Source organism: Nannocystis sp. RBIL2, from assembly GCF_026626745.1.
Taxonomy (GTDB): domain Bacteria; phylum Myxococcota_A; class Polyangia; order Nannocystales; family Nannocystaceae; genus Nannocystis.
Genome location: NZ_JAPNJW010000001.1, coordinates 5314587 through 5327557, shown reverse-complemented (window position 1 = coordinate 5327557; position 12971 = coordinate 5314587). Strand labels below are relative to the sequence as shown.

Here is a 12971-nt window from a genome sequence, read left to right as displayed (position 1 = left end):
CGCCTTGCTGACGATCGCCTCCTGGAACGTCAACGGCCTGCGCGCCCTGGCGCGCAAGCAAGCCCTCACGCCCTGGCTCGCCAGCGGGCCGACCATCGTCGGCCTGCAAGAGGTCCGCGCCAGCGCCGAGCAGCTCGGCGAGCTGGCCCGCCCCGATGGCTGGCCTTTCGCACATGTCTCATCGGCCAGGAAGCTTGGCTACAGCGGAGTCGCGCTGTTCAGCAAGCTCGCGCCCGACAGCGTCGACACCCAGCTCGGGCCCAAGTTCGACGTCGAGGGCCGGCTGCAGCTGGCGCGCTTCGGCAAGCTGGTGGTCGCCAACGTGTACTTCCCCAACGGCAACGGGCAGGACCGCAGCAACGACCGCGTGCCGTACAAGCTGTCGTTCTACCGCGCGCTGCGCAAGCGGCTCGACGCGCTGCGGAGCGAGGGCCTGCGGGTGCTGGTGATGGGCGACTTCAACACGGCCCATCAGGAGATCGATCTGGCCCGTCCGCGCGACAACCTCGGCACCAGCGGCTTCCTGCCGGAGGAGCGGGCCGAGCTCGACCGGTGGTTGAAGCGCGGCTACCACGACACCTTCCGCAAGTTCGAAACGGGGCCAGGGCACTATTCGTGGTGGTGCCAGCGCGGCGGCTGCCGCCAGCGCAACGTCGGCTGGCGCATCGACTACGTGCTGGCGTGCGCCGAGGCGCTGCCGTTCGTCAAGGCGGCGGCGATTCACCCGAGCGTGCTCGGCTCGGATCATTGCCCCGTCAGCGTCACGGTCGATCCGGACATCGTGCGCTGAACGCTGGGGGCTCCGGCCCAGCACGGGCGGCGAAGCCTCGTGTACCTCGTGTTCATGGACCCGTATGCGCCCGCGGTGGTTTCGCCGCCGCCTGCACGCGAGCCCATGCGGCGACTTCGGCGTCGCGGGATTTCCGCTGACAAGCGCGGCGACGCGAAGTATGGTGCCCGCCATGCTCCGCACACGCGTCGCCGCAGTCTTCGTCCTCTCGTCGCTCCCCGTGATCGCCTGTCAGGGCGGCGACGAACAACCGCCGCCGGCGGCGCAGAAGGGCAAGCCGGCGCGGGCCAAGACCGAGGCCAAGGCCGAGACCAAGCTCGACAGCAAAGAGGTCGAGAAGACCGGGCCGAGCCAGGCGGCCGAGGCCAAGGCGTTCGTCGATCGCGTCGACGGCGAGCTGCGCACGCTCGCCGTCGCGGCCGGCAAGGCCGAGTGGGACAAGAACACCAACATCACCGACGCCACCGAGAAGGCCGCGGCCGAGGCCAACGAGAAGCTGATGGAGTTCATGGCCAAGACCATCAAGGAGGCCACGACCTTCACCGGCAGCGACATCGACCCCGAGACGCAGCGCAAGCTGCACCTGCTCAAGGTCGCCGCCAGCCCGCCGCCGGCCCCCGGTGACGCGGAGAAGCGCAAGCGGCTGGCCGAGCTCGGCGCCAAGATGGAGGGCATCTACGGCAAGGGCAAGGCGTGCGAGGGCGCGAAGTGCAAGGACCTCGGCGCGCTCGAGGACATCATGGCCTCGAGTCGCAAGTACGACGAGCTGCTCAAGGCGTGGACCGGCTGGCACAAGGTCGCCACCGAGCTGCGGCCGCTCTACCAGGAGTTCGTCGGCCTGGCCAACGAGGGCGCCAAGGAGATCGGCTACACCGACCTCGGCGAGCTGTGGCGCGCCGGCTACGACATGAGCCCGGCCGAGTTCGAGCAGGAGACCGAGCGGCTGTGGACGCAGGTGCGGCCGCTCTACGACAAGCTGCACTGCTACGTGCGCGGCAAGCTGGCCGACAAGTACGGCAAGGACAAGGTGCCGGAGGACGGCCTCATCCCGGCGCACCTGCTCGGCAACATGTGGGCGCAGGAGTGGGCCAACATCTACCCGCTGGTCGAGCCGTTCCCCGGGGCGGCGAGCCTCGACGTCACCGGCGCGCTGAAGAAGGCCAAGTACGACGAGGTCAAGCTGGTCAAGCTCGGCGAGTCGTTCTTCACCTCGCTGGGCCTCGACCCGCTGCCGGCGACCTTCTGGGAGCGCTCGATGCTGCAGAAGCCGAAGGACCGCGAGGTAGTGTGCCACGCGAGCGCCTGGGACGTCGACCTCAACGACGACCTGCGGATCAAGATGTGCATCAAGATCAACCAGGAGGACATGGTCACCGTCCACCACGAGCTCGGGCACAACTATTATTATCACTACTACTACAAGCTGCCGGTGCTGTTCCAGAACGGCGCCCACGACGGCTTCCACGAGGCGATCGGCGACGCGATCGCGCTGTCGATCACGCCGGCCTACCTCAAGCAGATCGGCCTCATCGCCGACGTGCCGGCCGACGACAAGGGCCTCATCAACCTGCAGATGCAGGACGCGCTCGAGAAGATCGCGTTCTTGCCGTTCGGCAAGCTGATCGATCAGTGGCGCTGGGACGTGTTCTCCGGCAAGACCGCGCCCGAGAAGTACAACGAGGCGTGGTGGGCCCTGCGCGCCAAGTACCAGGGCCTCGCGCCGCCCGAGGGCCGGCCCGACCCCGACTTCTTCGACGCCGGCGCGAAGTACCACATCCCGGCCAACGTGCCGTACACCCGCTACTTCCTGGCGCGGATCCTCCAGTTCCAGTTCCACAAGGCGCTGTGCGAGGCGGCCGGCCACACCGGGCCGCTGCACGAGTGCTCGATCTACGGCAAGACCGCCGCGGGCGACAAGCTCAAGGCGATGCTCGCCCTCGGTTCGAGCAAGCCGTGGCCCGAGGCGATGGCGGCCATCACCGGCACCAAGAAGATGGACGGCGGCGCGCTCATCGAGTACTTCGCGCCGCTCGAGAAGTGGCTCGACGAGCAGAACGCGGGCAAGAAGTGCGGCTGGTGAGCTGAGCGCCCTCTGGAGATTCCAGGCGGCGTCGGCGATCGCTGGCTGGGGCCGCGTCGCGCGGGCCGTCGCCCGGTCGAGGCGACGGCCTGTCGGGTGCCTGAGGGCAGCGCCTGGGGCGCGGCGGGCTACTCCGGGATGTTCGGGATGAACTTGAGATCGGCCCCGCCGGGGTACCAGTAGCTGGTGTACTGCCCGTAGCCGTAGACCTGGATGCCGAACTTCTGGTCGCCGGTCAGCGCGTGCGTGCCGTCGCCGGCGTTCGAGAGCTGGGCGCGGATGACACCGTAGCCGGTTGCGCCGATCGGGGTCGGCGCGGGCAGGGGCACGCCGTCGAGGGTGATGCTCGCGCTCACCGGCGCGGTGACGTTGACGAACGAGCTCTCGTAGTTGACCGGGGCGTGGAACAGGTAGTCGGTGCGGTACTGCTTGAGCGGCACCGCGATCGTCATCGCCGGGTCGCCGGTCATGCCGCCCGCCTGCTGGCCCTGCATGTACTCGGAGACGACGACCTTGGCGCTGGCGGTGATCATGAAGTCCTTGTCGGTGGCCGCGAGCTCGAAGTAGTCGCCGGGGTTGGCGAGGGTCGTCGGCGCGCCGTCCTGCGGCGGCTCGTAGCTGATGGTGGTGCCCGCCTCGGTGGCGATCACCCGGACCATGCGCGGCTTGATGAACGGCTCCTGGCCCAGTGGCTTCACGAACGGGGTGGTGACGAGGTACTCCCTGGCGAGGCTCTCGTACGGGAGCATCGACTCCTCGAGGTGGTCGCAGGCCTCGACGTCGAACGGGATATAGGTGCAGTGATGAGCCGCGATCACCTGGATCGGCTTGTCGGCGGTGACGTGGGTGCCGGTGAGGTCGGCGATGTCGGGCATGGAAGGCTCGCCGCCGCCGTGCCCGGAGAGGACCTGCAGGACGTCGCCCTCGTCGAGCATGACGACGCCGGTGCCGTCGGCCGCGATCCCGCCGCCGGGGTTGACGATCTTGCCGGTCGCCGACGGGGTCACCGTCACCTGGGTGCCGTCCTGGCTGGCGACCACGGCGTAGCCGCCGGGGTTCCAGCCGCCCATGGTGTTGCGGATCGCCACCCAGTAGTCGCCGCTCCAGACGTTGACCGGCACCAGCAGCGAGGCGTCGTTGGCCATCGAATACTCGTCGTCGATGACGTACTCGAGCGGGCTGTACTGGTACAGGGTGATCGGCTGGGTCGAGCGCACCCGGTAGGCGCCGTCAGGAACGAGCCCGCTGTCCGCGACATCCCTGAGCTCGCTGACCCACGGGAGGGTGATCACCTTGACGCTCTCGCTCGGGACGTCGTCCTCGGTGACCGTGGTGGCGCCGCGGGTGATCGTGACGTGGGCGCCCTGATCGGTGGTGTTGGAGACGACGACGGCGAAGTGATACATGAGACCGACCCTGGTGGTCGTCACCGTCGGGTAGTAGTCGCAGCCGATGTACGAGGTGCCGAGGTTGGCGGGGGCGCAGGCGCCGACGCAGTGGCCGAGGTCCGGGTCGCACGTCACCCCCTGGACCTCGTCGCAGTAGGTGTCGACGTAGCCGTCGCCGGCGTCGTTGCAGACGTGGGCGACGTCGCCGTCGCACACGCCCTGGCCGGGGTTGCACAGGAGGCAGCCGAGGCCGTCGACGCAGACATCGTCGCACGGGGTCTGCTCGGAGAAGCCGCCCATGCCGTCGCACACCTTCTTGGTGTCGCCCTCGCAGACGATCGCGCCTTCGGGGCAGACGGGCGGGATGGTGTCGGCGCCGCCGGTCGAGGTGCCGGTGTCGGTGACGACCCCGGAGGTCGTCGGCGCCGCGCCCTGGGTCGTCGAGGTGGTCGACTCGGTGGCGGTGACTGTCGTGACGCCGGTCCCGTCGCTCGCGCTGCTGACGGGGTTGTCGCCGTTGCAGGCGACGAGGAGGACGAGGACGGACGAGAGTGCGAGCTCGAAGTGCATCGCCGAATCATTGCACCGGCCGCCGGGCCGCGAAAGCGCCGGTGCGCCGCGTCGCGGCGCGCGGCGATGCACCCCCTTGTGTAAGCGCGACTTACTTGCTAAGTAAGTCGTATTTACTTCGGAAGAGAGCGCGAACCCACGCAGGCGAGGAGACGGGTCAAGAAGAAGTCCGCGGACGCCTGTCGGTATGCTCGTGGCGTTCGTCGCCTCGCCGCTCGCCTGGACCGCCGCGTGGGGCTGCGCGGCTTGAGGCGGGGGCTCGCTGTCTGGAGGGACAGGTCACTCCGGGATGACCTCGACTTCGTTGATCGCCTTGAGCCTGGCGCCGGCGGGGTAGGCGTAGGAGACGTACGCGGTGGAGAAGTTCTCGCTCTTGAACGAGCCCCAGCCCCACACGGTGACGCCGAAGGGGTTCTCGCTCGAGATCTCGTGGCGGCCGTTCGAGCAGTTGCCGACGTCCTGGAAGTTGCCGGTGACGAGGTCGATGCGGGTGTACTCGAAGTCGGCGCCGAGCGGCTGCCAGCCGGCCAGGGCGCCGGCGCACTGGAGGTTCACGTCCGCGAACGCGCCGTCGACCTTGCTGCGGGTGATGACGAGGTGGCTCTCGGAGTAGGTCGGGTCGGTGAAGAACACGTACTTTTCGAGGAACTGCTCCGAGGGGACGACGTTGACCCACTCGGGGTCGCCGACGCCGTTGTAATACCCGCCGCCGGTCATGTACGCCGCGAGGTAGAAGGGGTGGTCGGCGTCCTGGCTCTGCACGAGGAAGGGCCCGGGCGAGTTGAACTCGGCGACCTCGCCGCGCGCGAGGGTGTCGGGCGCCCCGTTCGGCTTGGCGGGCGTCCACGTCAGCTGCGTGTTCGCGACCGTGCCGACCAGGCGCCAGGGCGGCGACTCCTCGTCGACCGTGCGGTTGCGGTAGCGCACCCCCGCGTACGCGTGGCCGAGCGCCTTGACCGGCGGGATCTGCTGGTGCGCCCCGTCGCAGGCCAGGGTGTTCTGCGGGATGTTGAGGCAGCTCGCGCCGCCGAACACCCCGACGCGCTTGTTGGCGAAGAGCGGCGAGCCGGTGAGCTCGGTCGGCTGGCTGAACTGGATCGTCTGCCCGCGGTTCAGCGAGTACTTCAGCGGCACGCCGGCCGGGCCGCCCTGCAGGCCGTTCCCGCCGACGACCTCGACCTTCGGGTCGAGCGTGATCTCGGTGCCGTCCTCGTCGGCGACGACGACGAAGAGCGGGTTGGCGTCCGGGACCAGGGCGCTCTTCTTGTAGGCGTTGATCGCCATGTAGTTGACGTCCCAGACGCTGGTCGGCAGCAGCAGGGTCGCCGAGGTCGCCGCGACCGAGCCGCCGCCGTAGGGCAGCATCTGGTAGGCCGCGACCGGCTGGTCGGTGGAGATCCGGAAGGCCTTGCCGAGCCCGGTGCCGACGACCTGGACCTCCTGCTGGATCCCCGCCGGCGCCGGGCAGTCCGGGAAGTCGCCTGGCCCGCGGGACAGGAACACGATCGCCACCTCGCCGACCGGCAGCCCGGCGACGGTGTCGTAGGGGGCGTAGGTCAGGCCGCTGCCCTGGCCCTGAGGGATCCGCGTGAACTCGGCGACCGGCAGCGCCTGGCCGTCGTACTCGACCTCGATATGCACCGGCTGGTCGGCGGTGTTGGCGATGAAGGCCGCGAAGCAGGTGCCGGTCGCGTCTTTGAGCAGCTCGGTCTTGACCGACCAGAAGTTGCAGCCCTGGCTGCCCTTGAGCAGCCCGGCGGCCTCGCACGCGCTCAGCGGAGTGCAGACTTCGTCGACGCAGTAGGTCCCGTCGCCGCAGCTCTCGACGACCTCGCCGTCGCACAGCACCTCGGAGAAGTCGTCCGAGCACACCGATGGCCAGCATGCCCAGTCGGTGGTGCCGAACGTCTCGTCGACCATCCCGGTGGTCGGCGTCGTCGCGGCGGTGGCGGTCTCGCCGGTGGTGCCGAGCGTCGGCTCGCTCATGCTGCCCTGCGACGCCGACGCGCTGCCCTCGGTGTTGCTGCCCGCGGTGGCTGTCGGGTCGTCTGTGGACGAGCCGCCGATCGTCGGCGCGGTCCAAGCCGCGGTCTCGCCCCCGCTCGAGTCGCCGCAGCCGAGCGGGACGCACGCGAGAAGGATGAGGGCGCTGTATTGCAAGCTGTGCAGTCTTCGCATTCCCGCCACGGCAAAGGGCGCCGGCCGGCGTGTCGCAGCCAGGAGGTTCCACGAGATGAAAGGGCGCATGGACATCGGTATCTCCACGTTTCGGCGAATGTCAGTCAGACGTCGACTCCATACTATCTTCCAGATACATCCTCAATAAGTAAATCCGCGCAGGTCGTATGTGAGCAGTCCACGAGGAGCCGATCCGCTTCATGCCCGAGCCCTGAGCTCGGCCGTCTCTCACGTGATACTGGCAGGTAGGTGTTCGCTGCCGGGAGCCGACGACCGCATCGGTGAGCGCCGCAAGCCGCGGCGACGCGCCTCGAGCTCGTGCCGTTCGAGAAAGAGAAGAGCCGACCTCTCGCGGCGCGAGAGGTCGGCTCGTGGAGCTCAAAAAGTCGGAGCCGACCTCGCGGTCCCGGGCTCGACGCTGACGGCTACTCCGAGACTGTCGACATTCACGACAACCAGCTCGCGAACAACGGCCTCGCGCCTGCCGAGCTGTTCCGCGACGTGTTCATGCTCGACCCGATGACCCAGCTGGCGTGAGACGGCGTCGTCGACACAGCCAAGGACAACGGCGACGGACACCTGAATCTTTGCATTCGCCAAAACGACGACGCCGACTTCGTCGACTTCGACGCGCTCGGGCTCGGAGCGGGCAAGTCGTTCGACCTCGCCCCGCACGACTGCGCCCACCCGCCGTTGCCGCCGGTCGAGGTGCCGTGAGCGACGGCGAAACGGTTCGTTGAAAAAAGAGAGGAGCCGACCTCCTGCGCTCTGGCGGGCGCGGAGGTCGGCTCGATGTCGCGTCGCTCGGTGCGGCGCTTACGGGCAGGCCTTGGTGCGGCCGACCTTGAGCTGGCAGATCGCGTCGGAGAAGGCGGCGGAGAACACGTCGCGGCGGACGCCGGTCTGGTTCTTGCCGAGGTTGTCGAGGTCGGGGCTGAGCTGGCCGAGCTTCTCGCGGAGGGTCGTCTCGGTGGTCCACAGCTCGGCCGCGGCGCGGCGGAGCGCCACGTCCTCGTCGAACGCGTTGAACACGGTGACGATCGGCTCCTTGTCGCCGCCGAGGGGCACGCCGGCGGCCTTGACGGCGAGGTTGAAGCGGTCGGCGTCGAGCGAGAACAGGATGTTGAAGTCGTCGCGCGTCGGGTAGAGGGCGCGGATGGCGTCGAGCTCGTTGTCGTCGAAGTCGCCCTCGCCGAGGTTCTCGTCGACCTCCCAGCGCAGGTCGTCGTCCTTGTTGATCATGCCGACGTTGTGGCAGCCCATGCACGACTTGCCGTTGCGGACCACGCCGTCGGGGGCGTTCTTGTCCTGGACGATCTGGATCGGCGCGTCGTCGATGCGGCCGCCGAACTCGTCGACGATCATGTAGCCCTGGAGGCCGTTCGGCAGGTTGTAGATGATCTCGCTGCCGTCCTCGACGAAGTTGAACGGGTCGACGAACACGTTGGCGTCGCCGGCGTTGCTGCCGAAGTCGTAGCTGATCCAGTACGAGCGGTTGCTGGCGTTCGGGAAGTCGTGGCGCTCGATCACGCGGTGGTTCTCGGACACGCCCGAGTCGTGGAAGGCGCCGCGCGCGACCCGGTTCGGGTTGGTGTCGACCTCCTCCTGGATGTTGGCCTCGACGTCGATGCCGAAGCTCGCCTCCAGCTCCTGGCGGGTCAGCGGGATCCGCAGGACATCGTGGTAGAGCGGCGGCTGGGCCGCGACCTCGACGAACGCGTCGGCCTGCAGCAGGAAGAACTTGGTGCCGGTGGCCTGCTTCACGTCCTCGGCGCTGTCGCCGATGAACTCGATCGCGTACGGGTCCTTGGCGGCGATGAGCTCCCAGGTGTCCTTGAACGTCTCGGTGACGCTGCCGACGGTGGGGTCGAGCACGTTGCCCGGGGCGTCCCAGTCGTAGTCGCGGATGTCGATGCGGAAGATCAGGTTGTCCGGGTCGATCGGCGTCGGCGCGACGACCTTGATCTCGTTCGACAGGCTGTTGACCAGCTTCGACAGCGCGTGGCGATAGATGTCGATCTGGTCCGAGCACCAGCCGTAGTTGTAGAGGTGGACCAGGCTGAAGTAGCGGATGAAGGGCCGCGCGTCGGCCGAGATCTCCTGCGTATTGAGCAGGTCGGCGCGGATCATGTCGATCACCGCCGAGCGGGTGATCCACGGGTTGTCGCCGCAGCCGGTGACGCCGGCGCACTCGCCGATCCACTGCTCGACGACGCGGAGGTCGTCGTCGGTCGGCCGCTGGGTCTCGGCCTCCGGGGGCATCGGCGCCATGGTGGCGGCCATGCGGCGGTACAGCGCCGAGTTGTTGGGCTGACCGGGGACGACCTTGCCGTTCTTGATCAGGGCGTCGAGGTTGGTGATGTAGTTGATGCTGCCGAGCGCGGCGCTGTCGGGGCCGTGGCACTTGGAGCAGTTGACGTCGAGGATGTCGAGCGTCTTGGCCGACAGCTCGCCGCAGTTGGCGGAGCCGGTCTGGCCGTCGGTGCCGCCGTCCGTGCTTCCAGCGCCGGGTCCGGTGGCGGAGTCGGTGCCTTCGGTGCCCTCGGTCTCGTCGCCGCTGTCGTTGCCGGGCAGGACGACTGTCTTACAGGCGCCTGCGGTGAAGAGGGTGAGCGCGGCGGCGGCGAGCGGGATGATGGAGTACGTACGCTGGGACATGGTCGAATGCGTTCGTGAGGGAAATGGACGGGTGGCCTCGCGCCGGGGAACGTCGCGCCCTCCGTGGCGCCCCGAGCGAGCAGGCCGCCTCACGAGCGGCACCACCCGCGGTCCGAGTAACGCCATGCGTCCGGCTCGATCACCGCGGTCTGCAGAAAGTTTAAAAGGTGCCTATAACGTGCATTTGGCCGCTGCTACGCGTTGCGGACATCTGTAGCCGGAATTCGCGAGCACGCCAATGCATTCAAGTCGATGAAGTCCTATGACGCATTTCTCTGTTTTTCGTTCGCGGACCGACGCTCTGCGCGAATGGCCGCTGCTCGATTCGTCGCCGAGAAATCACGGCTCCTGCGACGCGGGAGCGCGGAGGATCGACTCGCGGCAGTATGTCCTTCGGGACAGGATGCGCAGGAGCCCGTCGCTGCGCAGCGATCCGAGCGATCGATACCCGGATGTCCATCGGGACATGTCCCGAACGCCCGGCGACCGCTGGCACGATCGGCCGGCCGCCTCGAATATTCTTTAAAAAAGAAAACGCCGGCGTCACTCGCCGGCGTGGCCCGCTACCGGCTCAGAGGGCGGCGCTGCCGGCGAAGGTCGGCTGGTCGCTGGTCTCGCGGTGCAGCCATTCGATCGCCTGGGTCTCGTCGGTGAACATCAGCATCGGCAGCGGGCCGGTGTTCTGGGCCATGAAGTAGCGGCCGAGCTGGTGGCCGCCGGGCGTGGCGACCAGGAGGGCGACTGCGGCACAATGCCGGTTCAGCTCCTCGGGGTCGGCGTAGTGCTCGCGGACGCCGGCCTGCAGCGCGCGGATGATGCGGATGTCGAGCAGGACCCGGCGCGGGTGTCCACCGGCGATCCGCACGAGCGCGGAGGTGTTCTCCCGTGCGTCGGTGAGGGTCTGCGTGCGAGTGGTCAGCAGCCGCTGGACGATGACGCCGTCGGCGCGCTCCTCGTAGCGCGAGGTGCTGGTCGTGAGAGACCGGAGGATTACGGCCATGTTCATCGTTCTGTCTCGGTTGGGGGGCATAATCCACAATGCCGTGGTGCCCGGCAACCGCCGATCGTGCGCGCCCGCCTTTGCGCACGGTGACCGGACTCCCATGCGCGCGAGGCGGCGAGGGCGCGCGGGGGCGCGCGCGTTGACTCGCCCGGGGCTTCGGCAACACACTGCGCGCCCATGAAGCTCGGCATCGACACGCTGCGCGACCCGACCCGCGTCCTCGACATGTGGAAGAGCCTGTCTGCAAAGACATTCGGCAAGCAGCTGTTCGCGCGCGCCATCTCGCTGGCGGTGCCGTACACCGGCAGCATCTCGCCGCTGGTGCTGGAGCTGGAGGCCGGCCGCGCGAAGGTGCAGATGCGCGACCGCTGGGGCGTGCGCAACCATCTTCGCTGCGTCCACGCCGTCGCGCTGATGAACCTCGGCGAGGCCGTGACCGGCCTGGCCGTGATGAGCCTGCTCCCGCCCGGGGCGCGAGGGATCGTCCGCGAACTGGCGATGGAGTACGTGAAGAAGGCGCGCGGAACGATCACCGGCGAGGCCCAGGTGCAGGTCCCCGCTGGCCCCGGGACGCACGAATTCGAGGTCACCGGCGAGCTCCGCAACAGCATCGGCGAGGTCGTCGCGCGCGTGCGGGCCCGCTGGCGCATCGACGTGCCCGAAGCCAACGTCGCCAATGCCGAGACCGGCGCCACAGCCGCGTCCTGAGGGATCGGGCGCCGACGCAATCAATTCCAAGGCGCGGCCATCGTGAAGGTGCAGGCCGAGCTCACGGAGCCGACGCACGCGCGTCCGTGCTGAGGCCGGCGCGGCCGGCGGGATGCGGTGAAGCGCACGCGCGCCGCGGCGACGCGATCTCGCAGGCGCAGGGCGATCCGAGGTGAGCGGCCGCGACGGACCGAGGGGCCATGTCCTCGGGGACATGTCCGCCCGCGCCGGTTCACGCGGCCTGCGACCACAAGGCGGCGTCGAGGCCGGCGCACAGCTGCACGGCGGCGCGCGGCGAGGGCAGGCCGAGGGCGAGCAGCTCGGCCTGCTCCGGGGCGTCGGCGAGGGCGTCGGCGAGGGCGTTCGCTGCGGCCCGTCGCGCGGCAGCGACAGCTCGCCGGCCGGCGTCGTCGAGCTGTCCCGAGAGCCAGGTGTCGAGCGCCCACGCCAGATCGGCGTGCCGCGCCTCGTCGGCGGCGATCGCGGCGAACACCGCCCGCAGCTCCGGGCCCTGGGCGGCGCGGGCCTGATGGGTGGCGACCAAAGCGGCCCAGGTCTCGTACACGCAGCCCTCGATCGCGTTCTCGACTGCCAGGGCTAGCAGGTCGCGCGGCGGCACCTCGGCGATCACCGGCGCGACGAGCTCGGCGCCGCGACGTCGCGCCAGCGCGGTCACCTGCGCTGCGTGGCGCTCCTCGTCGCGGGCGGCCTCGGCGAGCGCGGCGAGCAGCTCGGCGGGCGCACCGAGGCGCGCGAGCTCGGCGGCGAGGGCCGCGAAGGCATGCACCGAGGCGGCCTCGTCGTGAGCGGCACGCGCGAGCCACTGCGCCCCGGCGTCGGGCCCCTCGCCGGCGCTCCGCGAGCGCACGCAGGCGTGACCGCGTCCGCCGCAGGAGGCGGGCCATTTGCAATTCACGGTGTAGTTCTCGCCGGTCGGGGTGATCGAGCACGTCAAGTCGGACCGCTCGGGGCCTCCGGTGTCACTTACCGAGCCCTCGCAGACGCGCTCGCAGATCAGCGCGTCCCCGTACATGACGCCGCCGGTAGTGGTGCTGCCCGCGGACGTGGAATCGCCGGAGTCGGTGGAATCGCCGGTGTTCGCAGTGCCGGAATCGGTGGAGTCGCCGGATTCGGTGCCTGTGCTCGCGGTGGTGGAATCCGTGGCGTCGCCCGCGGTGGTGGCGTCGGAGTCGGTGGCGCCGGTGGTCGGGCTGACCTCGTTCGGGTCGATGCCCATCGACCAGAGCGCGTATTCTTCCGGGGTCAGGACGATCTCGTCGACGTAATAGCAGTCCCCGCCGGCGGGTGTAGTGGTCGAGGAGGACGCCGAGGTCGGGCCGTCGGTCGGCGCGCAGCCTGCCACCAGCGCCGAGAGCAACGGCGCGAGCGGGCTGCGCCACGGGAATTCGAAGGGTGAGTAAGCGTAGGCCATGCCGCACGGTAGCAGCGGCGGCCGGGTCCAGGGGGGCCGTCCGCCGCAGGCCCCTGCGTGGATGCGCGTGGGCGCTCGACCTCGATTCGCCCCGGCGGCAGCGCCGGCCGCAGGCGCAGTCGCGCGCGCACCCCGGCCGCGCGGGCCTGGTAGGCTCGCGGCGC

The 12971-nt window shown here is 69.3% G+C and carries 9 protein-coding genes; 3 read left to right on the top strand and 6 right to left on the bottom strand.

What is annotated here, in order from left to right:
- The first annotated feature begins 7 nt into the window (after positions 1 to 7).
- Positions 8 to 790 (top strand): exodeoxyribonuclease III, encoded by a 783-nt coding sequence (locus OV090_RS21170; RefSeq protein ID WP_267707139.1) that lies wholly within the window; start codon positions 8 to 10, stop codon positions 788 to 790.
- A 172-nt stretch (positions 791 to 962) separates the two neighbouring features.
- Complete coding sequence (locus OV090_RS21165; RefSeq protein ID WP_267705800.1) at positions 963 to 2870, top strand: M2 family metallopeptidase; 1908 nt, start codon at positions 963 to 965, stop codon at positions 2868 to 2870.
- Between the two features lie 128 nt (positions 2871 to 2998).
- Here the strand turns inward: OV090_RS21165 and OV090_RS21160 are convergent, their stop codons facing one another.
- From OV090_RS21160 to OV090_RS21140, 5 genes are all read right to left on the bottom strand, one after another.
- Positions 2999 to 4828 (bottom strand): IgGFc-binding protein, encoded by a 1830-nt coding sequence (locus OV090_RS21160; protein ID WP_267705798.1) that lies wholly within the window; start codon positions 4826 to 4828, stop codon positions 2999 to 3001.
- Between the two features lie 279 nt (positions 4829 to 5107).
- Positions 5108 to 7006 carry an IgGFc-binding protein gene (locus tag OV090_RS21155; protein WP_267705796.1) on the bottom strand — a complete coding sequence of 633 codons (1899 nt, stop codon included), beginning with the start codon at positions 7004 to 7006 and terminating at the stop codon, positions 5108 to 5110.
- 378 nt (positions 7007 to 7384) lie between these two features.
- A complete protein-coding gene (locus tag OV090_RS21150; protein ID WP_267705794.1) occupies positions 7385 to 7693 on the bottom strand; it encodes a hypothetical protein in 309 nt (102 codons plus the stop codon).
- Between the two features lie 129 nt (positions 7694 to 7822).
- The gene (locus OV090_RS21145; RefSeq protein WP_267705791.1) at positions 7823 to 9664 is read right to left on the bottom strand and encodes a c-type cytochrome domain-containing protein; all 1842 of its coding nucleotides are present in this window, start codon (positions 9662 to 9664) and stop codon (positions 7823 to 7825) included.
- A gap of 571 nt (positions 9665 to 10235) precedes the next feature.
- A complete protein-coding gene (locus tag OV090_RS21140; protein ID WP_267705789.1) occupies positions 10236 to 10664 on the bottom strand; it encodes a hypothetical protein in 429 nt (142 codons plus the stop codon).
- Positions 10665 to 10844: 180 nt separating this feature from the next.
- On the opposite strand from OV090_RS21140, the gene OV090_RS21135 reads away from it, so the two are divergent.
- The gene (locus OV090_RS21135; protein ID WP_267705787.1) at positions 10845 to 11375 is read left to right on the top strand and encodes a DUF4442 domain-containing protein; all 531 of its coding nucleotides are present in this window, start codon (positions 10845 to 10847) and stop codon (positions 11373 to 11375) included.
- 232 nt (positions 11376 to 11607) lie between these two features.
- On the opposite strand, the gene OV090_RS21130 is transcribed toward OV090_RS21135, so the two are convergent.
- Positions 11608 to 12807: a hypothetical protein gene (locus tag OV090_RS21130; RefSeq protein WP_267705785.1), complete on the bottom strand. Its 1200-nt coding sequence runs from the start codon at positions 12805 to 12807 to the stop codon at positions 11608 to 11610.
- Positions 12808 to 12971: the final 164 nt, after the last annotated feature.